A 22,129-nucleotide genomic window follows, 5' to 3' on the forward strand; every position below is an offset into this window, starting at 1 on the left:
ATTCTTCTCCCAAATATAGGGGCTCACCACTCCCGGCGTCAATATCTGTGTCAGCTATAATTATGGGGCCGTTGCCAGTTGAAGCTGTGAGGGAAGGTGACTTGAAGAGGTGACAGGTGAGGGGAGTGCAGGGTGTGTGTGCAGATGAGCATGGTGGCGGATGAGCGAGAAGACGATGTGTGAGGTGACGAATGAGCATGGTGGCAGATAAGTGGACTGCTGGGAGTTAAGCGGACACAGAAGCCGCTATTTGGCTTAAAATATCATTTTGCTGCTTGTTGCGGACTCAGGTGCCGTTAACTTCGAATTTTGAGCCAAATGTTACACCGAATAGGTTACTTAACGGCCTCTGAGTCCGTTTGAATCCACAAAATGAGGAGATCTAATCCATTAAGAGCACTACAGTCCGCCATTCCTCGCTTCATGTATCCGTAAGCCGCCCCACGCTCACTTTCCACGAATTCAGGGTGCACTCATACACCTCATTCGCGCTCCACGCTTGGCCCTGAGCATAACGTGTGTAGGAGGTCAGGCCACAAAAAAAGCAGGAGACTCCTGCGATGGTATCACCGCCAAGAGAACGCCTGCTCCAATTAGTATTTCGCCTAGATACCTGCCAGACTTATTGTACTGACCCGCTACTTCCCCTGCTCCTCCAGCCGCTCAACACCAACAGTCTGTGTATTCGTCGGCCGGGAGCCTACCTGAACCGTTGCCATACCGTTATCCGAATCTACATGCTCAATCCAGACCGGCTCACCGTCAAGATGCACAGCGATCTTGTCCTTGGAAGCGTAAATATCCTTCGCACGTGTTATATCCATTCTCTTCTTGCCTCCTTATTCCTCGTCATCTTCCGCCGGAAGCTCCCCGATGGTTGCACTGGCATCCAGCAGTCCTGCATCCTCGTCCAGACCGGCAGCTTCCGGGTCGGCAATAATATTGTCCCAATTGACCGCCTCTGCCGGAATATCCTGCTTCGATAAGGCATCGCTCCAGTGATACTGCTCCTTCTTCATAATGCCTCCTCTTCTCGCAATGAGTCGTGCAAACTGAGCAGCATTTATTTTTTCCCATGACTCTCAAAACATGCATCCGGCTAGAAAAAGCCATCCCGTTCCATACTAAGCCATAACACATCCCATCAGGAGGCGATTCTCATGCATACCGTTTGGAAAGGACCCATCAGCTTCGGGCTTGTGCATGTTCCGGTCAAGATGTTCTCCGCTACGGAGGATAAAGACATCTCGCTGCGCTACATCCACAAAGAATGCGGCAGTCCGCTGTCTTATGTACGTAAATGTCCTGTCTGTGACAAGGAGGTCACCTGGGAGGAGATCGGCAAGGGGTACGAATATGAGAAGGGAAAATTTGTCCTGTTCGACAAGGAGGAGCTGGATCAGCTAAGCGAGGAGAGCAGCAAGAGCATCACCATACTGGATTTCGTGGATTTGACGGAGATTGACCCGATTTATTTCCAGAAGACCTATTATCTGTCACCAGACCAGGCAGGTGCCAATGCTTACCGTTTGCTGATGGAGGCGATGCGTCAGACCGGGAAGATCGGTATTGCCAAGATCTCCATCCGCTCCAAAAGCAGTCTGGCCGCCATCCGCGTCCTGGCGGACTGTCTGGCGATTGAGACGATCTATTACCCGGACGAGGTCCGTCCGGTATCGCAGGTTCCCGGCCTGCCGGAGCCGGGCAGCGTGAACGACAAGGAGCTGGACATGGCCAAGCTGCTGATCTCACAGCTGTCCACCCCGTTCGAGCCTGCCAAATATACGGATGATTACCGCCAGCGGATGCTTGATCTGATTACACATAAGATTGCAGGCGAAGAGTTCCATATTGCTCCGGCCCGCCAGGAGAACAATGTTATCGATCTGATGGCCGCCCTGCAGGCCAGTATCGAGGCTGTGCAGCATATTCCTTCCGATCCCGGACCCGCCAAGGGAGGCAGCGGGGCCAAGCCGCGGACAGCCGCCGGTACGAAGAAACGTCCGGCCAAGGCTACTGCCGCCGGGACTTCAACCGATACACCCGCCGCTCCGGTCGTAGATGAAGCCACCGGACCGATTCCGGTGATCGCCCCGAAGCCGAAGCGCCGGAGCGCGAAGAGCAAGGGCACCGGTGCCTAGAGGCCGGGCGTCTGCGCCCGTTGCCAGACTCGACAGTTCCCTTCAGCTTAAGCCCGTCATTCCGTTTGAGCCCTTACTGGCCTCTGTGCTTCCGGATGGGGACCAGTGGATCGCCCAGATCAAATGGGACGGCGTGCGGATGATCTCCTATTACGATGGGCGCCAGGCCGAACTGATTAACCGCCGGGGCAACCGGCGCACGCTCCAATATCCTGAGCTGGCCGGACCAGGGAGCTATTGCCGGGCCGGCTCCTTCATTCTGGATGGCGAGATCATTGCACTCAGCGGCGGCAAGCCCTCCTTCCATGAGGTCATGCGGCGGGACAGCCTGAAGAATGAGGCGGCGATCCGGGCAGTGCAGCCGCAGGTTCCGGTGCTATATATGGTTTTTGATATGCTGTATTGTGATGGCATCTGGCTGCTGGACGAACCACTGTCCCGGCGGCAGGAGCTGCTGAAGGAGATGCTGCTGCCCCATCCCCATGTGCAGCAGGTGCCGAGCTACCCGGACCCTGCACAACTGCTTACTGCCGCGCGGCAGGGGAGTCTGGAGGGGATCGTCTGCAAGGATCTCGATAGCACCTATGCGCCGGGCGGCAAGGACAAGCGCTGGCAGAAGCTCAAGATCATCTCCGATGTCACCGCTGTCGCCGGGGGCGTCACCTTCCGGGACGGAATCGTCAATGCGCTGCTGTTCGGCCTGTATGATGATGCCGGCAGGCTACATTATATCGGACATGCCGGGGCAGGCAGAATGACCGTCCAGGACTGGCGGACACTGACCGGACGAATTCCGGGACTTGTCACAGAGCATATGCCGTTTGCCGACCTTCCGCAGCGAAGCTCAGGCTCCGTTTGGATTAAGCCTGAGCTGGTGTTTAAGCTGCATTTTCTGGAATGGAATCCCTCCGGCACCTTCCGCCAGCCTGTGATTCAGGCTCAGGTCGAACTGCCCGCCCATTCTTGTTCTTTAAGCCAGAGGGGGTTCTAGCTGCCTATTGGGGAGTAAGGCTTCCGGCAGTGGATGTGTTGTTGCTGCAGCACTTCTATAATGCCGCCGGACTCCAAAAAGGGACATCATTGTGTTCGGTTTTTCGCATACAAAAAAGATGTCCCTCAGCCTTTGCGGCTTCTGGAACACCTTTATTTTAACGCCCTGATGCCCGCTCAGTTCCCCTCACCGCTGCACCATACCGGCGGCAATGCTCTCCCATTGCTCCCGGGTCAGCCGCTTATCCGGCGGGTCCGTAATCAAAGCAAGCCCTCCGTAGGCGTTATCATACCAATACAATCTGCTTACTGAACTTCCGTTCTCTTCTCCAGCGCTTGTCCCCGGAATGAATAGCAGCTCCTTATCCTCGTAGGTCCATAGTTCAGCCGTTTGGCCGGGGGATACGTGAATTTGCGAAGGACCGGTGGTTGCTGCGTTATTCCAGAATAACTGAAGCTTCAGCTGCTGGCTGCCATCCTGATAGATCACCTCGGCGCTTGCGAGCTTCTCCAAGGGCCATAAAGTTGCAGCCAGCGGATTCCCGTCCGGAGCAGCTTCCGTTTTGGCCTTCAATGCCTCCAGTGTCAGCCTATACTCCGGCTCAAACGCAGAGGGGGTTTTGGCGAACAGCCGGCCCCCGGCAAACTGTAACCCGCCTATTCGCTCAGGCGGCAGTGCAAAGCTCCACTTGCCCGTTTGCTCCCGGGCGGCTGACAGCTGCGCGTAGTTGGTATAGGTAACCGTTCTGCTAGTGAAAAATAACGGTTTCCCATAACCCAGCCCGTTCATCAATGCAATCAATTCACTGTCATTGACATAATAAGCTGCTGTCTCCCCCGGCTGTAAATCTGCTTGCGCCTGTTGTTCATATTGCTCCCTTAGCTTAAAGAAACGTTCCCGGGCAGAGCTAGAGCCAATGTAGGGCGGTGTGTAGACCTTCAGTTCTGCCTTCTTCACCTGTGCCACAATTCTGCCGCTGCTGTCCTTAAGGGCCAGTGGCTGCCCTTCCGTCTGCCGGATGACCGCAAAGTCCGGCTGCAGCGCCTTCCCCGTAGTTTCCTGGTCCGTCATATTGCGGAGCACGCTGAACCCAGCCAGCCCCAGCAGCGCAACTGCGCAGAGTCCGGCGGCCAGCCTTCTGCCCCGCTGTGCTGCAGGACGCAGCGAAGGTAGTGGCTGCCTGATCATCACAGGCGCCTGCGTAACCGTTCCTGGCAACGCTTGCCCCGGTGAATTTCCGCCGCCCTCGGACGTAAGCCGCTGTGCATGGATAGCAAGTACCCGCTCCATAACGGATGACTTGACATCAATGCTGCCCGGAGCCTCGCCCGCGCCCATTCGTCTTATCCTTTTTTCTTCAGCAGTGAAGTGCTCGTCCATGGTGTTGCCTCCCCCTCTCTTTGCTCCTGTAGCAGGCTGGTGAGCTTAACGATTGTACGCCGGTATCTTTTTTTGACCGCATCCTGATTTTTGCCCAGAATCACGGCGATTTCGGCAAAGCTCTGCTCTTCAAAAATCCTCAGCACCAGCAGGTTCCGCTCCTCCGCCTTCAGCCGGGCAAGCGCTACAGCGAGCGGTTCATCGAACAGGAAGCGGTCCATCTGCTGCTCCGGGCTTTCCGCGTATTTCTGCGGCTGCAGCAGCAGCCTCACCCGGCTCTGCCGCTGGCGCTGGCGGATAACCGCCAGGCAATGGTGATAAGCGATTTTATACAGCCATGAAGAGAAGCTGACCAGCGGGCGATACTGGCCGATATTTTGATAGGCTTTGACCAGAATCTCCTGCACGGCATCCTCCGCCTCTGCCCCGCTGCCTAGCAGACGGCTGCAATAACGGTACACCGGCTGCTGAACAGCCTCAACGATCCGCCCGTACTGCTCCACGTCGCCGTTTTGCACCTGAACAACGAGGTGTTCCATTTCATCCAAAATCGTAAAACGCTCCTCTCTTTTAGCTAACACTCTTATAAGCACCGGCCCCGGCCAATAGGGACATTTTGCGCAAAAAAAGTGTGAACTGCCCTTATCCCGGACCGGAATCCCGACTGAAAACCGGCAGCGCGGCAAATACTACGCAGACATAGACAAGCCTAAGGAGGGATGTGCCATGCCAGCGGCCGCTAAAGGAACCATTACCGTAGACGGACAGCAAATCAGCATCACCAATCCCGACAAACCGCTCTGGCCCGAGATGGGCATCACCAAGCAGATCTATCTGCAAAAGCTGGCGGCCCTCTCGCCTTACCTGCTGCGCTATTGCAAGGACCGGCTGCTCACGGTGATCCGCTATCCCCATGGCGTTCCCGGGATGTCCTTTTATCAGAAGAACGCCCCGGAACCGCTGCCGGAATTCGTCCGTACGGCGGTGCAGGATGATATCACCTACATTGTGCTGCAGGGCCTGCCGGAGCTGCTCTGGCTGGGCAATCTGGCTGCGCTCGAATTCCATCCCTCCCTCCATTATGCCGGCAGTATTCTGCCCTGTGAATGGATGATTGATCTGGACCCTTCGCTTGAGGTCGAACCGCGGATTATGGAAGCTGCTGCTGTGGTAGGGGAGGTGCTGAGATCGCTCGGACTGGACTCCGTTCCCAAAACCTCGGGAGCCACGGGAGTGCAGATCATTGTTCCGGTTAAGCCGGGGGTGACCTTCGATGAGCTGCGCCGGATCGGGCATTTCGTAGGCCGTTATGTTACCGAGAAGCGGCCCGATCTCTTCACCCTGGAGCGCCTGAAGAAGCATCGCGGGGACAAAATATACTTCGATTATCTCCAGCATTACGGCGGCAAAACGCTCGCTGCCCCTTACACCCCGCGCGCCCGGCCGCTGGCTACTGTCTCCACTCCCCTCCTGTGGGAGGAGGTTGAACGGGGCGTCAAGCCTACAGATTTCAACCTGCTGAATATAGAGGAGCGTCTCAGCCGGTTAGGAGATCTGATTGCCAAGGTTCCTCCCCAGCCGGTCGAAGCGATTATTGCCAAGCTGCCCTCAGGACAGCAATAAGCCCGCAAATGCCATTCTCAGGCTGCGGGCTTATCTGGCGTCCAGAATCAGGACGGAAGGTATTATTATATATGGGCATACGGGGCAACAAGTCAGGACCGCCGTATGGGTTACTCTGTCGTTCGTAAATATACCTTCCTTCGAAGCGTTCCGGCTGAACCGGTTACGCTAATGCTAATGAATTGCTTTTTTCTTGAAGCGGCCGCCCTTAACATCATGGATATTGCCGATCGCGATGAACGCGTCAGAATCCCAATCTTCTACGATAGACTTCAGCTTCGCTTCTTCCAGACGGGTAATGACAACAAAAATCACCTTCTTGTTATCGCCGGAGAATCCGCCCTCACCATCAAGATAAGTCACTCCGCGTCCCAGACGCTCCGTCAGAGCTTCGCCGATATCACGGAATTTATCACTGATAATCCATACCGACTTGGACTGGTCCAGACCTTCAAGTGTAATATCAATCAGTTTGAAAGCAATGTAATACGCAATAAGCGAGAACATCGCATTATTCCAGCCGAACACAAAGCCTGCGCCGGACAGAATGAACAGGTTGAAGAACATAACGACTTCCCCTACAGAGAACGGAAGCCTCTTGGATACCAGAATGGCTACAATCTCAGTACCATCGAGCGATCCGCCATAACGGACAACGAGCCCGACCCCAACGCCGAGGATTACCCCTCCGAATACTGCTGCGAGCAGCGGCTCAACCGTAATGGGATGAACAGGATGGAGCAACTGGGTACCGATGGACATTACAATTACAGCAAATAGAGTAGATAAGGCAAATGTCTTCCCGATCTGCTTATACCCGATAACCAGGAACGGCAGGTTAAGCAGGGTCAATAGAATACCGAGCGGTATATTGAAAATATGGGACAACATAATGGAAATACCGGTGATTCCGCCATCAATCAACTTATTGGGAACAAGAAAAATTTCAAGGGCAACAGACATCATGGCCGCTCCGATGACAATCATCACAATCCGCTGGGCCAGTCTTGCCGTCTTGAACACTCCAGACTTCTGCGTCTTCTTCTGTTCTTCACTCGTAAAGATATGTTGGCTTACAGTCATAGAACTCCCCCTATAAATAGTATATCTAAGAAGCTTACGAAAGCGAACGTACAGTCGTGCCTTCTCCCCTGTTCTTCTTATATTTCCATTATATCATAAAGGAAAGTCAAATAACGCATGTAAATTGATATAACCTTCGATAATCGATGATTCGGCCATCTTTTCTGTCATAATAGCGGAGATAAGAGCTGACACAGACTTTCTATGCGTTTGACATTACGGCTGCGCTCCCGGAATTTTTTCGGATCAATGAATTCACTCTGCTTCAGATCTCTGCTGAAGTCCTCAGCCAGCTCTGTAATAGTCTCCGGACGGAACAGCACCGCCGTCAGCTCGAAGTTGGAATAGAAGCTGCGCATGTCCAGATTGGCACTGCCGACGGTGGCCAGCAGGCTGTCGATAATCATGACCTTGGCATGCATGAACCCTCTGGTATAGCGGTAAAACTTCACGCCGGCGTCCTGCAGATTCTCCAGATACGACAGCGTGGCATAATAGACCAGCTTGTTATCCGGCTTCGACGGGATAATGATCCTCACGTCCAAACCGCTAAGAACTGCATTCTTCAGCGCCCTGCATATCGCGGGGTCGGGGATGAAATATGGCGAGGTCATCCAGATACGTTGTCTAGCGGCACAGATGGAAGCAAAATACATCTCCTGGGTCGCATCTATGGCCGCATCGGGGCCGCTGGCGACAATCTGCACGGCTTCCCTTCCGCTACAGTCATGATCCGGAAAGAATCGCGGATGGCTAAGAGCATCACCGGCCGCCAGCCGCCAGTCCTTTAGAAATACATACTGCAGCTGATAGACGGCATCCCCTTCGAGACGCAGATGCGTATCCCGCCAGTAGCCCATTTTCGGATCTTTGCCCAGGTAATCATCGCCGATGTTCATGCCTCCGGTGAATCCGGTCAGTCCGTCCACCACCAGGATCTTCCGGTGATTACGGTAGTTGAACCGGCGGTCCGGCAGTGCAGTCAGCGGCGGCAGAAAAAAATAAACCTGCACCCCCGCGTTCTTCAGTGTATTCACAAAGCCCCGGCTTAGTTTATGGCTTCCCAGGCCATCGCACAGCAGGCGCACCCTCACCCCCTGGCGTACCTTGCGGATCATCAGCTCCTGGAACTGCTTGCCGATCCCGTCCTCCCGGAAAATATAAAATTCCATGTGGATGTGCTCCTGCGCTCCTTCCATCGCCTCCAGCATGGACTTATACGCTGCCTGTGCGCTGGACAGCACTTCACACCGGTTGCGGCTTGTAACCGGACTGTCCGCCAGTTCAGAGAACAGGTGCAGCAGCTCAGAGCGGTGTTCAAATCCGGGGTTGCCGGTATCCTCCACCTGCTTGACCTGATGAATCTTGCCGGCAATATGAATACGGATTTCCCGCAGCAGGGAGACGCACCGGTTCACGAGCTTGCGGCTCTGCCAGTAATCGCGCCCCAGGAAATAGTAGAACAGCAGACCCAGCGGCGGGCAACAGAAGGTAATACATATCCAGGCAAGCGCCCGCTGCGGACGGCGGAATTCGGAAGCGGTAATAATGGCAAGCTGCACAATAAAAAGACATAAGATCACGGCAAATATCCTCATTCCGGGCCTCCTGATCAACTGAATGAACTATTACTATCTCTGCGGGCATAGACGGCGCCTGCTAACTTTCATGAGAAATCTGCGGCGGCAGAAGCCTGCGCTTACTACAGGTTTTGCCTTAACTCTCCTTCTTTATTCAAGTAAACCGTTGTCATGTTCACCTTAGTTATGGAATACATAGAGTAGTAGGACGAATCGGATAAGCCCCCTGCACCCCGACAGATTGTATCAGTCAGTTCATACCCAGCGGCTGCTATGGCCGCAGTAAGGAGACGTTATGAAGAGTCAGCCAAGTCAGGAAAAGATTACGCTGCTCGTTATGCGTGAGGCCGGACGGCCTGTGAAGCAGCTGCAGATGTCGAAGCCCTTCGCTCTGGCGCTGCCTGCCGCAGCCGCGCTGTCCCTCTCCAGTCTGGTCACCTCCATGCATATCCATGCCTCCCGGTCCATCGCAGAGCTGGAGGCCGAAGCGGCCGCCTTATCGCTGACCAATATCCGCATGGAGCTGAAGGTTGCCGATAAGGATCAGGCATTGCAGCAGCTGCGCGGCCAGGTAAGCGAGCTCTCGGAGGAAGCGGAGAGCATTAAAGACAAGCTGAAGAGTGTCACAGAGCTGGAAGAGCAGCTGCAGTCACTAATCAACAAGGAGACCACCTCTTCCGCTGCCGGTAGCAGTTCTAGTAAGGCTACCCGCACTGAAGATGCTGGCTCCAAGACCTACAGCGCGGATATATCAACCTCCGCAGCTTCCGTCATAGGCAGCCAGCCGGTAGTGGCGGACTTGCCTGATACCGGAGCAGGAACCGCAGCCGCCGGAAGCTATGGCAAGATCAGCCGGTTAAGCGCCGGCCCGTTCATCCGGGAACAGCCGGAAGCTCTCTCTGCCGCCGTATCGCCTGCCGTCAGCTTCCGGATCAGGGCTGCTGCTACAGCACTGAGCCTGCCTGCGAATCCGCAGGTCGGCGGTGAATATGTCGCCGTCTACGAGAATGATCCGCAGCGGCTGGTTGAGGAGACAAAGGACGACTTCGAGGAGATCCGCAGCATCATGGATGAGATGATTGGCAGTATCTCAAGCACGATTACACAGGCTGAGAAGGCACACAAGACAAGAGCGGAGTTTCAGGCCAAACAAGCCCAGGAGAAGCAAGCCCGGCTGGCACGGGCCGTGATGTGGCCTACCGGCTCGAAGGTCATCACCTCCAGCTTCGGTTACCGCTCTGATCCTTTTAAGGGCGTCTCTGCTTATCATTCCGGGATTGATATTGCGGGAAATATCGGAGATGCGGTATACGCGGCACTGGGCGGCGTGGTTACCTCCGCAGAACAAATGGGAGCCCGGGGCAAATACATCATCATCAAGCATGACAATGGACTGGAGACCTGGTACATGCATTTGAACCAAATGACGGTCTCCCCCGGCGAGCGGGTCGGCAAAGGGGAGCAGATCGGCATGCTGGGCAGCACCGGGCGCAGCACGGGACCCCATCTGCATTTTCAGGTCGTGAAGCAGAACAAGCCGGTGAATCCGCTCAATTATGTGAAGCCTTTATAGATTCAAGATTATAAGGAGGAATGCGGGAATGTGGAACAGACGTCAACCGGGTGCTTCGCTGAGGTCAACCGATTCGCTGATCGGACATGGCGGCACGCTTGAGGGGAAAGTGCATTGCGATACGAACCTGCGGATTGAAGGGAATTTCAGCGGGGAGATTCTATGTGAGGGTACTGTGACGGTTGGTGAGCAAGGCACCGTCCACTCCAGCATCGAGGCGCAGGAGATCATTATCGCCGGAAAGGTCTATGGAGACGTAACCGCCCAGCGGAAGCTCATACTCACCGGAACGGGACAGCTGCATGGTAACATTGCCGCCGGTTCTCTGAGCATTGCGGAAGGCAGCCTGCTGAACGGAGCTGTGGCCATGACCGAACAGCCCGCCCCTGAGACAGCGGGCGGGCTGCATACGGTCACTGCCAAGAAGACTGCAGGCAAGCGCAGAGAGAGCAAGCAGAGTAAGCTGGAGGGTGCATGAGCCGTAAGCGCTCAGCCTGTACGCCTGCATTGACCAGCCCCAGTTTGCGCCTTACGCTGCTACATCCCTTTTACGGAACACAATCCAGGATACCGCCATGAATACAACATAATACACAGCCAGGACGGCAATCGCGAACCCCAGCGTCGCTCCCCCGGGACCGGTATCCGACACCAGATAATTGCTAAGATTCATATGGGCAAAAATCAGATAGTTCGCCCACTCATACCGGTCGGGGTTGAAGATGGCGATAAAGATATCCTTGGTGAACATGATCGACAGCGACAGCACAATCGCAAGGCCGCTGGAACGGAATACGCTGGAGATCATGAAGGCAATGGCTGCTGTCAGGAACAATTCAATGTAGCTGCACAGAATCAGCATGAAGACATATTCCCCTTGCCCCCAGCCCATCACCATGTCCCCCGTAATTCCTGCAGCCCCGGAAGAGAAAATGAAGGCGGAGCCATAGCCGAATAAGATTAGCACTCCCGTGCTGACAAGGCTGAAGATAACCAGCGAAATATATTTCGAGAGCAGAATCTTGGAGCGGCTCCATGGGCGGATCAGCAGCAGCTTAATCGTTCCCCAGGTGAATTCGCCCGCCACGGAGTCGGCAGCTACCAGAGCTGTGAAGATGGTATTCAGGAAAAATGCGATGGTTACGGTGGTCCGGAAGCTGTCCCATAGCCCGACTACATTACTCCCGTTCGTGGTGAAATGAATTAGCGCCGGAAACAGCGCGCTCATCAGTGCCAGAAGAACCAGCATAATCCATGTCCGCAGACGTCTGAATATTTTGATATTCTCATTATGTATGAGAGAAGCGAACTCACCCAATGCCTTCACCTCCTGTAATTTCCAAGAATTGATCTTCAAGCGAACGGGACATCGCCTTGATGCTGTAGACCTTAATCCCGGCAGCTACCAGCTTGGCATTCAGCTCGGCAATCTCCTCCCGCACCGCATCCACAGCAATTCCGCCTTCCATGATTACACCTTGGCCGATCTGAGCCAGTGCAGCCTCAGGGTTATCCACCTCGAAGAACGTCTGGCTCACCGGTACCGCTGCATCTCCGACAGCCTTAAGCTGCTTCACATCGATCAGGCGGCCGTTCTGGATAATCGCCACACTATCGCACATCAGCTCCATCTCGGACAAAAGGTGACTGGAGACAAACACGGTTGTCCCCTCGCTCTGACACAGCTTGCGCAGATAATCACGCAGCTCGCGGATACCCTGCGGGTCCAGTCCGTTGGTCGGCTCGTCCAGAATCAGCAGCTTCGGCCGGTGCAGCAGAGCCTGGGCCACCCCGAGCCGCTGGCGCATCCCTAAGGAATAGGTCTTGACCCGGTCATTAATCCGCTGGCTGAGGCCAACCAGCTCCACTACTTCATTAATGCGCTCTTTGGTCACGCCGGGCACCATGCGGGCGTACTGGCGAAGATTCTGGTATCCGGTTAGGAACTTGTACATTTCAGGATTCTCTACGATGGCCCCCACGTTGGCTATGGCCTCTTCAAAATGGTCTTTGATGCTTCGGCCGCATATCAGGATATCCCCGCGGCTAATGGAGATCAGTCCTACCATCATACGGATGGTAGTGGTTTTACCGGCTCCGTTCGGCCCAAGGAATCCGAAGATTTGCCCGGGTGGAATATCGAGTGTCAAGTCGCTGATCAGCGTTTTGGAGCCTATCTTTTTGGTAACCCCCATCAGGCTGGCTACAGGCTTCACCACTTCTGCCGTATTCGGCATAACTTCACTTCCTTTCGTCGGTTTGGTGTGAAACGGGTATAGATTAAAATTAAAGTGTCCATCGTAACTGCGGGAAATGTTTGGACCTTCGTTACTTACACTTTATTGTTAAATCCAAAACCTGTTTCAACCATTTATATATTTTACCACACCTTCCCTTTTCCCTGAAATTAGGGAAGATATGCAGGGAAAGGATAGAAAGCAAGTGGAGACGGCTTTGCCGTCCTTTTAAAGGACGGTATCGTTTCGGTGAGCAATAGAAGGATAATGTGTAGCGTGAAACATATACATTCTTATATTTGAAACGAAATTATCCTACCGGATGAACGGGATAGCGCCATGCATGCTGTATTTGGCATACATTCGGGCCATCCTCCTCGTGAGAGCACAATAATCGGCCAGCGCGGGGCGCGAGGGCGGTATGTAATCGGAAAACCGATTACATTGGACCAGCGCGGGGCGCGAGGGCGAAATGTAATCGAAATACCGATTACATTGGACCAGCCCGAGGCGCGAGGGCGAAATGTAATCGGAAAACCGATTACATTGGACCAGCGCGGGGCGCGAGGGCGAAATGTAATCGAAATACCGATTACATTGGACCAGCACGGGGCGCGAGGGCGAAATGTAATCGGAAAACCGATTACATTGGACCAGCACGGGGCGCGAGGGCGGTATGTAATCGGAAAACCGATTACATTGGACCAGCGCGGGGCGTATGAGCGGAATGTAATCGGAAAACCGATTACATTGGAGCAGCGCGGGGCGCGAGGGCGAAATGTAATCGGAAAACCGATTACATTGGACCAGCATGGGCCCCGTGTACCGAATGTGTACTGTTTTTCGCATACATTTGCTCCGTCCACCCTCGCGTCAGCACAATGTATACTGTTTTTGACATACATTTCCCCCGTTCACCCTCGCATCAGCACAATGTATACTGCTTTTCACATACATTTGCTCCGTCCACCCTCGCGCCAGCACAATGTATGCTGTTTTTCGCATACATTTGCTCCGTTCACCCTCTCGTCAGCACAATGTATACTGCTTTTCACATACATTGGCCCGAGCACCCTAGCGCCAGCATCCTGCGGATAAATGAAGGAGCATGTATCCTCCACAATTCTATGTATACTTTATCACCTTCAGACGATACCATAATTTCCTGTAAGAAAAACATAAGAGGCCACCCCTTTCTCATACGGAAAGAGGTGGCCTCCTGATTAGCGACATGCTCCGTCAATGCCAAATCACATCACTTATGAAATGTAAAACCTTAACCGCCAACACGTGCAAGCTCACGCATATTCGCTTCAAAAGCAGCCATCAGTGCAGCTTCACCGGTCAAACCGCTGCTCTCCACCTTGCGGATCTGCTCCAGCATCCGTTTGTAATCCTTCGGAATGACACGGGCAAATCTCGGCAGGGCCTCATCCCATGAATCCAGAATTGCCCGGCCCGCATTACTGTCTGTATGCTGGGTATGACGGCTGATCATAGCATGCAGCTCAGCGATTTCGTCCGCTTCCTCTACACGCTCCAGCAGCACCATCTCCAGGTTACAGCGTTTGATGAAGGTGTTGTCAGGGTCGTATACATAAGCGATACCGCCCGACATCCCTGCTGCAAAGTTACGGCCTGTTGTACCCAGTACAACCACACGGCCGCCGGTCATGTATTCGCAGCCGTGGTCGCCCACGCCTTCAACGACTACATTCGCCCCGGAGTTGCGGACAGCGAACCGTTCGCCGGCAATGCCGCTCACATAAGCTTCGCCGCCGGTCGCTCCATACAGCGCCGTATTTCCGATGATGATATTCTCTTCTGCCGCGAAGGTAGCCTTGCGCGAAGGCCGGATAATCAGCTTGCCGCCGGACAGCCCTTTGCCGACATAGTCATTCGAGTCGCCTTCAACGGTAATAGTGATGCCCTTCGGCACGAAGGCGCCCAGACTCTGTCCCGCCGATCCGGTGAAATGCAGCCGAATTGTATCGTCCGGTAGACCGGCTGCGCCGTATTTGCGCGTCAGCTCACTGCCGAGAATCGTACCCACGGCACGGTTCACGTTCGTGATCGGCAGGGAAGCTTCCACTGCCGTGCCGGATTCCAGCGCCGGTGCAGCAATATCCAGCAGATGGGTCATATCCAGGGTCTCTTCCAGACCGTGGTTCTGGAACTTGCTGCGGAAGCGTGTACTGCCTTCCGGCATGGCCGGAATGTGCAGCAGGCTGCTCAGATCGACGCCCTTCTTCTTCCAGTGTGTAGATGCCTTAACCGCATCCAGGCAATCGGTACGGCCGACCATCTCTTCAATCGTCCGGAAGCCCAGCTCGGCCATAATCTCACGCAGATCCTGTGCCACGAAGGTCATGAAGTTCACCACATGCTGCGGATCACCCATGAAGTTCTTGCGAAGCTCAGGGTTCTGGGTCGCTACGCCCACCGGACAGGTGTCCATCTGGCATACACGCATCATGATACAGCCTACGGCTACCAGAGGTGCAGTAGCGAAGCCGTATTCTTCAGCACCCAGCAGAACGGCTACCGCGAGATCTCGCCCGCTGAGCATCTTGCCGTCTGTCTCCAGCACGACACGGTCGCGAAGATTGTTCAGCATCAGCGTCTGGTGGGTCTCCGCCAGGCCGAGCTCCCAAGGCAGTCCGGCATGACGGATGGAGTTCATCGGCGAAGCGCCGGTACCGCCGTCGTAACCACTGATCAGGATAATATCAGCGCGGCCCTTCGCCACACCTGCGGCAATAGTGCCCACGCCAACCTCAGAGACGAGCTTCACGTTAATACTGGCACGCGGATTGGCATTCTTCAGATCATAGATCAACTCTGCCAGATCCTCAATCGAATAGATATCGTGATGCGGCGGCGGCGAGATCAGTCCCACGCCTGCCGTTGAACCGCGGACCTCCGCAACCCAAGGGTAGACCTTGCGGCCCGGAAGCTGTCCGCCTTCACCCGGCTTGGCGCCCTGCGCCATCTTGATCTGAATCTCGTCGGCGTTCACCAGATAGTTGGAGGTAACGCCGAACCGTCCCGAAGCCACCTGCTTGATCGCACTGCGGCGGGAATCGCCGTTAGCGTCCGTAAGGAAGCGCGCCGGATCTTCTCCGCCTTCCCCGGTGTTGCTCTTGCCGCCGATACGGTTCATGGCAATAGCCAGCGTCTCATGTGCTTCCTTGCTGATCGAGCCGAAGGACATGGCACCGGTCTTGAAGCGTTTCATGATCGATTCAGCCGATTCTACCTCGTCCAGCGATACCGGAGCACCTACGCTCTTGAACTGCAGCATCGAGCGCAGCGTCTGGTGCTTCTCGCTTTCGCCCTGAACGAGCGCTGCATACTTCTTATACATCTCATAATCACCGCTGCGCACGGAGTGCTGAAGCAGATGAATGGTCTGCGGGTTGAACAGATGCTCTTCCCCGTCACTGCGCCACTGGTATTCACCGCCGGAATCCAGCACCATATCGTTGCCGTCTTTGTCGGTGAACGCGCGGTAATGGCTGGCAAGCGCCTCTTGCGCCACTTCCTCCAGGCCAATTCCGCCGATTCGCGAAGGCGTCCAGGTGAAGTAACGGTCTACGAACTCGGAATTCAGCCCGACTGCTTCAAAAATCTGTGCCCCGCGATAGGACTGAATCGTGGAGATTCCCATTTTGGACAGAATTTTGACCACGCTCTTCGTAGCTGCCTTGATATAGTTCTTCACAGCCTTCTCATGCGAGATTCCGCGGAGCAGGCCTTGGCTGATCATGTCATCGAGACTCTCGAAGGCCAGGTAAGGATTGACCGCACTTACACCATAACCCAGCAGAAGCGCATAATGATGAACTTCACGCGGTTCGCCGGATTCCAGCAGGATGCTGACCTTGGTACGGGTTCCGGAGCGGATTAGATGGTGATGCAGGCTGGAGACTGCCAGGAGCGCCGGAATTGCCGCATTCTCACGGTCTACACCCCGGTCGGACAGAATAAGGATATTATGGCCCTTGCCCATGACGCGGTCTGCCGCCTCATTCATCCGGTCAAGCGCGATTCGCAGCCCCTCTGCCCCCAGCTCTGCCGGGAAGAGAATCGGAATGGACATCGACTTGAAGCCCGCACGGCGGACATGACGGATTTTGGCGAAATCCTCGTTCGAGAGAATTGGAGAATCCAGCGAGATCTGCCGGCAGCTCTCCGGTTCTGCCTTCAGCAGGTTGCGTTCAGGTCCGATCGTAGTCGCTGTGGACGTTACCAGTTCTTCACGGATGGCGTCAATCGGCGGGTTGGTGACCTGGGCGAACATCTGCTTAAAGTAATTGTACAGGCGCTGTGGACGGTCTGATAACACGGCCAGCGGCGAATCGTAACCCATGGAGCCGACAGCTTCGGCGCCTGTGGAGGCCATAGGCTCCAGCACCTTGCGCAGATCCTCGAAGGTATAGCCGAAGGACTGCTGCAGCTGCTGCACATTATCATGCTTCGGATTCGGCAGCTCCGGTGCATCCGGGAGCTGATCGAGACCGATCAGATGCTCATCCAGCCACTCTTGATAAGGCTGCTCGGAGGCGATCTCGGCCTTGACCTCTTCGTCCGAGATAATCCGGCCCTGCTTCGTATCCACGAGCAGCATGCGACCCGGTCTCAGCCGGTCTTTGTATAGAACATCTTCTGCCGGAATGTCGAGGACACCCGCTTCAGAGGAGAGAATAATCAGATCATCTTTGGTAACATAGTAACGCGCAGGACGCAGGCCGTTACGGTCGAGGATGGCCCCGATCTGTACACCGTCGGTAAAGCCCATTGCGGCAGGCCCGTCCCACGGTTCCATCAGGGTGCTGTGGTATTCATAGAAGGCTTTCTTCTTCTCGTCCATGCTGTCATGATTGCTCCAAGGCTCAGGAACCATCATCATCGCCACGTGGGGCAGGGAACGTCCGCTCAGGTAGAGGAATTCAAAGGTATTATCGAACATGGCCGTATCGGAGCCGTCCGGATTTACCACCGGCTTAACTTTGCTGATGTCTTCTCCGAACTTCTCGCTCTTGAACAGCGACTGGCGGGCATGCATCCAGTTCACATTGCCGCGAAGGGTGTTAATTTCACCGTTGTGGATCATGAAGCGGTAAGGGTGGGCACGTTCCCAGCTCGGAAAGGTGTTGGTGCTGAAGCGGGAGTGGACCAGCGCAATCGCTGATTCCAGCGTCTCCTCCTGGAGGTCGAGATAGAATTGTCCGACCTGTACGGTAGTGAGCATGCCTTTGTATACGATCTTCTTACAGGAAAGACTCGGCACATAGAAGGATTCGCCCTCTTCTGCCCCGCCGTAGCGGATCGCCAGCTCTGCCCGTTTGCGGATCACATACAGCTTGCGTTCGAAGGACAGGTCATCCTTGATTCCCTCCGAGCGGCCGATAAATACCTGGCGTACATAAGGCTTAGCCGCCTTAGCCGTCTTGCCGAGCATTTCGTCAAAGGTCGGGACATCGCGGTAACCGAGTACCTGCTGACCCTCTTCCGCGATAATCTCGCTCAGGAGCGCCTCGTGGCGGGCGCGGATCTCCTCGTTATGAGACAGAAAGATCATGCCCACGCCATAATGGCCCGGCTCCGGAAGCTCAAAGCCCAGCTTCGCAGCTTCGCCGGCGAAGAAACGGTGGGGAATCTGCAGCATAATACCGGCTCCGTCTCCAGAGTTCGGCTCGCTTCCCTGGCCTCCCCGATGCTCCATATTGAAGAGCATAGTCAGCGCATTGCTGACAATATCATGGGACGGCTTGCCTTTTATATGCGCGACAAATCCCATGCCGCAAGCGTCTTTTTCGAACTGGGGATCATACAGGCCCTGTTTGCCGGGCAGTTCAGTGTGTCTCATCACATGCAACCTCTCTATTATAAAGTAGACGGAATTCCAGGAAAATTTTTCAGCGGAAAATCTTAATAATTATTCAGGCAGAATTGGTGTTATTATTTTATCATCGAGCTGACATGAGCGCAATTTAAACTTTTTTATGAGCTTGATTAACAAATACTTTTACAGTGCAGCTTTAGCGAATAAAAGCGTAAAAAATCCGCATGATGCATAATTATGCATAAATGACGAATAAGCGCTTATGCATTGAAAGCGTTCCAATCATTTTCCCGCCCTGAAAACGGCACTTCCTTTAGCTATTTATATTTATGAATAAACCAAAAGCGCCCCCGAGGGGGCGCTTTTGGTTCGTATGTTTTACAGAGAATATTGTTGATTTATACAGTCAAAACTTGTTCACTTTTCAGCACCGCTTCATTGCCGCGGTCACGGGTCATGAAGTAGGTGAAGGTAAGCGCCAGGAATATTATTCCATAAGCACCAAGCGTTCCTGCATCGGCCCACATGGAGCCGAAGTCTCCCGTAGAGATTACTGCCTTGAAGCCTTTGACACTGTAAGTCATCGGCAGCAGCGGATTGAAGAACTTCATCCAGTTAGGAATCAGCTCCAGCGGGAAGGTTCCTGCGCTTGTAGTCAACTGGAAGATCAGAATCAGAATGACTACGAAGCGGCCCGGCTGATCCAGCCAGGTAACAATCGCTTGAATCATCCACATGAAGGCCAGGCTGGTAATGAACGAGAAGGCGTAGAACAAAGGTACATTCTGTACTTCAAGTCCCAGACCATACAAGACAATCAGGACAGCCAGCAGAGCCTGAAGCACACTCATCATGGAGAACGTAAGGGTACGGCTCATGAACCGGTTGAACCGGCTGGCGCCAATGACTTCGGAATCACGCATAGGGATAACAATCGTACAGATCAGAGCACCTACGAACAATCCGAGGGACAGGAAGTAAGGAGCGAATCCGGTGCCGTAGTTAGGCACCTTGTTCACCTTCACTTCTTCGATCTGTACCGGCTGGGCGAACATGGATACCAGCCCATCGGTCTTGTTCACCGATTTGGTCTGTGAAGCCGCATCGCCCAGCTTGCTTGCCAGCTCACCGGAGCCTGTCTTCAGCTCATCCAGGCCATCCTTCAGCTGCCCTGCTCCGTCACTCAGCTTCTTCGAGCCATCGGCTACCGAGCTAAGGCCGCTGCCCAGCTTGCCTGCTCCGGCCAGCAGCTTCGTAGTGCCGGCTTCAAGCGCCCGGCCGCCGTCTGCCAGCTTCGCACCGCCCGCTGCAGCTTCGTCCAGCTTCGCGCCGAACTGCTTCATGCCTGCTGTCAGCTTCGTGCCGCCGTTCTCCAGTGCAGCTGCTCCGGCTGCCAGCTGATTCTGGCCATCCAGCAGCTGTGAACTGCCTGCGTAGAGCTTCTGCGCTCCGTCATGCAGCTGGCCTACACCTGCATCCAGCTGCTGTGAACCGCTGTGCAGCTGATTGGCTCCCTGCAGCAGCTGCTCCTGGCCGCTGTTCAGGGCCGCAGCTCCGTCAAGGAGCTGCTGCTGGCCCTGGTCCAGCTGCGCCGTGCCCGCAGCTACTGCTGCGCTTGCTGCCAGCAGCTTCTGCACCTCAGGGCTTGCCGCCAGCTGAGGATTCGACTTCGCCAGCGCCTGCAGACCGTCAGCTACAGCCTTGGCTCCGGCTGCTGTCTTGGCACTGCCGTCCTTCGAAGCCGTAAGTCCGGCTTCAAGCTTCGCACTGCCCTCGGCGGAGGAGCTTAATCCGGCCGCAAGCTTCGCGCTGCCGTCCACCACAGCCTTCGTACCTGTCTGCAGCTTCTCGGTGCCGGTTACAGCCGACTGTGTTCCGGCCTGTAGCGAAGCCGTTCCGGCTGCTGTCTTCTGCAGCCCTGCATTCAGCTGCTTGCTGCCCGCTGCCGACTGCGTTACACCCTCCTGCAGCTGCTTATGCGCTGCGGATAACTGCTGCAGTCCTCCGGCCAGCGTGCTGCTGCCGGTTTTTAGTGCGGCTGCACCGTTATTCAGATCACTCACGCCCTGCGTAAGCGGCGCTACACCATCCAGCAGCTTGCCGGTGCCTTCGGTGAGGACAACCAGATTGTCCTTCAGCTTCAGAGCGCCATCATCCAGCTTGGTGGCGCCGTCTGCGATCTTGGTCGCACCGTCTCCGGCTTCGCCCAGACCGTTTGCGATTTTGGTGATTTTATCAAATACAGAACTGGTATAAGCTTCGGTAATCTTGGCGGATACCTTGCTCTTAATATCCTTCACTGCCGTGCCGCCAATCTGGCCTGCCAGGAAGTTGTAGCCTTCATTCGGCTCGTAGATGATCTTGGCCGGCTGCGGATCTGCATCCAGCAGTGTAGTTGCCTTGGCCGAGAAGTCTTCCGGAACCACAATCGCCATATAATAGGTATTATCCGCAAGTCCGGCTTCCGCCTGCTCCCGGCTGACGAAGTTCCACTTGAATCCGTCCGTCTTCTTCAGCTCCGTGACCAGATCCTCTCCGGCGGTCAGCTTGGTGCCTTCATAATCAGCACCCTTATCCTGATTGACAACCGCTACCGGAAGCTCGTTCATTTTACCGTAAGGGTCCCAGAATGCCTTCAGGAACAATCCGCTGTACAGAACAGGAATAAATAGAATGGCGAACATGGAAATACGCATCTTGGGATTCTTGAATACCGCGCCAAGATCCTTCATAAACACGGATAAAGATTTCATTCTGGTTCTCTCCTTATGATCATATGCTCTCTCTTGAAAAATACGGTGACATGCTGTGAAATGATAGTTTCGTGAATATTACAGTAACACCAAATGACTGTTTTCCCCACTTGGTCAATCAAAGGCAAAAAAAATGGGTCTATCCTGTTCAGTACGATCCAACTCAGCACCATCCGCCTCAGCCCGCCCGGTCCCAATCAGGGAAAGCGCAGCAGTGTGAAACGCCATCCCTATACCGGACTTAACTTCTACTGCGACAGCCCTTCTGCCAAAAACAGATGAAAATAATGCTTGATCTGTTCTTTGGTCAACGGCACATGTACCTTGCTCAGCTCAGCAGTAAGCGCGATATATAGCCTGAACATTACCACCGACACAATCTGGGGATCGCAGGGTTTGATTTCCCCTTGACGAATGGCCTGCTCCACCTCCCGTTCCAGATATTCAAGCACCACACTCTCGATCTTGTCGAGTCCTTCACCAGCCTGCGGCGTTCCGAAGTCCAGACTCTCCTGAGACAGCTTGATGAATAGCTCGTGTTCGCTTCGAAATTCCAGCAGGGCATCCAGCACACGGTGCAGATTATCAAAAAACGGCTTATCGCGCCTAATCTCCCGCTCGGCGATCATTTTCATCTCGATGATGACGTCCCGCAGGATTTCATCAAATAACTGTTCCTTGTTCGTAAAAAAGGTGTAAATCGTCCCTTTGCCGACATTGGCAATCTTGGCGACCTGGTCCATCGTTGTTGCCTTATACCCGAATAATGAAAAAGACTTCGTCGCCGCCTGCAGCACCTGCTGCCTTCGATCTACCACAGCCATTCATACACTCCCTTTCCTGAAGGATCGTCTGCCACTTCCGATCTGACCAATTTACTGATCCGGTCACTCGGTCAAGACCAACTTTATCACTTTGCC

The 22,129-nt window shown here is 54.5% G+C and carries 16 protein-coding genes; 5 read left to right on the forward strand and 11 right to left on the reverse strand.

Annotated elements, in window-relative coordinates:
- Nucleotides 1-638 precede the first annotated feature (638 nt).
- Together NSS64_RS23320 and NSS64_RS23325 are read right to left on the reverse strand one after the other, a co-directional pair.
- Complete coding sequence (locus NSS64_RS23320; RefSeq protein ID WP_209993287.1) at nucleotides 639-824, reverse strand: H-type small acid-soluble spore protein; 186 nt, start codon at nucleotides 822-824, stop codon at nucleotides 639-641.
- A 15-nt stretch (nucleotides 825-839) separates the two neighbouring features.
- Nucleotides 840-1,019, reverse strand: coding sequence for a hypothetical protein (locus tag NSS64_RS23325; RefSeq protein ID WP_341141687.1), 180 nt, complete (start codon nucleotides 1,017-1,019; stop codon nucleotides 840-842).
- Between the two features lie 141 nt (nucleotides 1,020-1,160).
- Here NSS64_RS23325 and ku point away from each other — a divergent pair, with 141 nt between their 5' ends.
- Together ku and NSS64_RS23335 are read left to right on the forward strand one after the other, a co-directional pair.
- Nucleotides 1,161-2,141, forward strand: coding sequence for a non-homologous end joining protein Ku (gene ku, locus NSS64_RS23330; RefSeq protein WP_341141688.1), 981 nt, complete (start codon nucleotides 1,161-1,163; stop codon nucleotides 2,139-2,141).
- On the forward strand, nucleotides 2,134-3,132 hold the full coding sequence (locus tag NSS64_RS23335) for an ATP-dependent DNA ligase (RefSeq protein WP_341141689.1): 999 nt from the start codon (nucleotides 2,134-2,136) through the stop codon (nucleotides 3,130-3,132). The genes ku and NSS64_RS23335 overlap by 8 nt, the downstream gene beginning before the upstream one ends.
- Nucleotides 3,133-3,318: 186 nt before the next feature.
- Here NSS64_RS23335 and NSS64_RS23340 read toward each other — a convergent pair whose 3' ends face one another.
- Both NSS64_RS23340 and NSS64_RS23345 read right to left on the reverse strand, forming a co-directional pair.
- Entirely contained in the window at nucleotides 3,319-4,512 is a 1,194-nt protein-coding gene (locus NSS64_RS23340) for a hypothetical protein (protein ID WP_341141690.1), read from the reverse strand.
- The gene (locus NSS64_RS23345) at nucleotides 4,476-5,051 is read right to left on the reverse strand and encodes an RNA polymerase sigma factor (RefSeq protein WP_341142886.1); all 576 of its coding nucleotides are present in this window, start codon (nucleotides 5,049-5,051) and stop codon (nucleotides 4,476-4,478) included. The genes NSS64_RS23340 and NSS64_RS23345 overlap by 37 nt, the downstream gene beginning before the upstream one ends.
- A 187-nt stretch (nucleotides 5,052-5,238) precedes the next feature.
- Between NSS64_RS23345 and ligD the strand changes: the two genes are divergently transcribed.
- Complete coding sequence (ligD, locus tag NSS64_RS23350; RefSeq protein WP_341141691.1) at nucleotides 5,239-6,135, forward strand: non-homologous end-joining DNA ligase; 897 nt, start codon at nucleotides 5,239-5,241, stop codon at nucleotides 6,133-6,135.
- A 174-nt stretch (nucleotides 6,136-6,309) separates the two neighbouring features.
- On the opposite strand, the gene NSS64_RS23355 is transcribed toward ligD, so the two are convergent.
- On the reverse strand, nucleotides 6,310-7,218 hold the full coding sequence (locus NSS64_RS23355) for a YitT family protein (protein WP_340943755.1): 909 nt from the start codon (nucleotides 7,216-7,218) through the stop codon (nucleotides 6,310-6,312).
- Nucleotides 7,219-7,385: 167 nt separating this feature from the next.
- The gene (gene cls, locus NSS64_RS23360) at nucleotides 7,386-8,816 is read right to left on the reverse strand and encodes a cardiolipin synthase (protein ID WP_341141692.1); all 1,431 of its coding nucleotides are present in this window, start codon (nucleotides 8,814-8,816) and stop codon (nucleotides 7,386-7,388) included.
- 277 nt (nucleotides 8,817-9,093) lie between these two features.
- On the opposite strand from cls, the gene NSS64_RS23365 reads away from it, so the two are divergent.
- Nucleotides 9,094-10,371, forward strand: a complete 1,278-nt coding sequence (locus tag NSS64_RS23365; protein ID WP_341141693.1) for a M23 family metallopeptidase — start codon at nucleotides 9,094-9,096, stop codon at nucleotides 10,369-10,371.
- 28 nt (nucleotides 10,372-10,399) lie between these two features.
- Entirely contained in the window at nucleotides 10,400-10,849 is a 450-nt protein-coding gene (locus tag NSS64_RS23370) for a bactofilin family protein (protein ID WP_340991251.1), read from the forward strand.
- 51 nt (nucleotides 10,850-10,900) lie between these two features.
- On the opposite strand, the gene NSS64_RS23375 is transcribed toward NSS64_RS23370, so the two are convergent.
- From NSS64_RS23375 to NSS64_RS23395, 5 genes are all read right to left on the reverse strand, one after another.
- Entirely contained in the window at nucleotides 10,901-11,689 is a 789-nt protein-coding gene (locus NSS64_RS23375; RefSeq protein WP_341141694.1) for an ABC transporter permease, read from the reverse strand.
- Nucleotides 11,682-12,608 carry an ABC transporter ATP-binding protein gene (locus NSS64_RS23380; RefSeq protein WP_341141695.1) on the reverse strand — a complete coding sequence of 309 codons (927 nt, stop codon included), beginning with the start codon at nucleotides 12,606-12,608 and terminating at the stop codon, nucleotides 11,682-11,684. Before NSS64_RS23380 ends, NSS64_RS23375 begins: the two co-directional genes overlap by 8 nt.
- A gap of 1,276 nt (nucleotides 12,609-13,884) precedes the next feature.
- A complete protein-coding gene (gene gltB, locus NSS64_RS23385) occupies nucleotides 13,885-18,480 on the reverse strand; it encodes a glutamate synthase large subunit (RefSeq protein WP_341141696.1) in 4,596 nt (1,531 codons plus the stop codon).
- Between the two features lie 374 nt (nucleotides 18,481-18,854).
- On the reverse strand, nucleotides 18,855-21,209 hold the full coding sequence (locus NSS64_RS23390; protein WP_341141697.1) for a YhgE/Pip domain-containing protein: 2,355 nt from the start codon (nucleotides 21,207-21,209) through the stop codon (nucleotides 18,855-18,857).
- Nucleotides 21,210-21,457: 248 nt separating this feature from the next.
- Nucleotides 21,458-22,033: a TetR/AcrR family transcriptional regulator gene (locus tag NSS64_RS23395; RefSeq protein ID WP_036693681.1), complete on the reverse strand. Its 576-nt coding sequence runs from the start codon at nucleotides 22,031-22,033 to the stop codon at nucleotides 21,458-21,460.
- Nucleotides 22,034-22,129: the final 96 nt, after the last annotated feature.

The sequence above is a fragment of the Paenibacillus sp. FSL H8-0122 genome, from assembly GCF_038005345.1.
In the GTDB taxonomy this organism is placed as follows: domain Bacteria; phylum Bacillota; class Bacilli; order Paenibacillales; family Paenibacillaceae; genus Paenibacillus_AQ.

Excerpts from the sequence above, each read along its gene's own strand:
- gltB (WP_341141696.1), bottom strand. The coding sequence starts at position 18,480 with ATGAGACACACTGAACTGCCCGGCAAACAGGGCCTGTATGATCCCCAG.
- NSS64_RS23355 (WP_340943755.1), bottom strand. The coding sequence starts at position 7,218 with ATGACTGTAAGCCAACATATCTTTACGAGTGAAGAACAGAAGAAGACG.
- NSS64_RS23365 (WP_341141693.1), top strand. The coding sequence starts at position 9,094 with ATGAAGAGTCAGCCAAGTCAGGAAAAGATTACGCTGCTCGTTATGCGT.
- NSS64_RS23370 (WP_340991251.1), top strand. The coding sequence starts at position 10,400 with ATGTGGAACAGACGTCAACCGGGTGCTTCGCTGAGGTCAACCGATTCG.
- NSS64_RS23380 (WP_341141695.1), bottom strand. The coding sequence starts at position 12,608 with ATGCCGAATACGGCAGAAGTGGTGAAGCCTGTAGCCAGCCTGATGGGG.
- NSS64_RS23325 (WP_341141687.1), bottom strand. The coding sequence starts at position 1,019 with ATGAAGAAGGAGCAGTATCACTGGAGCGATGCCTTATCGAAGCAGGAT.
- ligD (WP_341141691.1), top strand. The coding sequence starts at position 5,239 with ATGCCAGCGGCCGCTAAAGGAACCATTACCGTAGACGGACAGCAAATC.
- NSS64_RS23345 (WP_341142886.1), bottom strand. The coding sequence starts at position 5,051 with ATGGAACACCTCGTTGTTCAGGTGCAAAACGGCGACGTGGAGCAGTAC.
- ku (WP_341141688.1), top strand. The coding sequence starts at position 1,161 with ATGCATACCGTTTGGAAAGGACCCATCAGCTTCGGGCTTGTGCATGTT.
- NSS64_RS23340 (WP_341141690.1), bottom strand. The coding sequence starts at position 4,512 with ATGGACGAGCACTTCACTGCTGAAGAAAAAAGGATAAGACGAATGGGC.
- NSS64_RS23390 (WP_341141697.1), bottom strand. The coding sequence starts at position 21,209 with ATGAAATCTTTATCCGTGTTTATGAAGGATCTTGGCGCGGTATTCAAG.
- NSS64_RS23395 (WP_036693681.1), bottom strand. The coding sequence starts at position 22,033 with ATGGCTGTGGTAGATCGAAGGCAGCAGGTGCTGCAGGCGGCGACGAAG.
- NSS64_RS23320 (WP_209993287.1), bottom strand. The coding sequence starts at position 824 with ATGGATATAACACGTGCGAAGGATATTTACGCTTCCAAGGACAAGATC.
- cls (WP_341141692.1), bottom strand. The coding sequence starts at position 8,816 with ATGAGGATATTTGCCGTGATCTTATGTCTTTTTATTGTGCAGCTTGCC.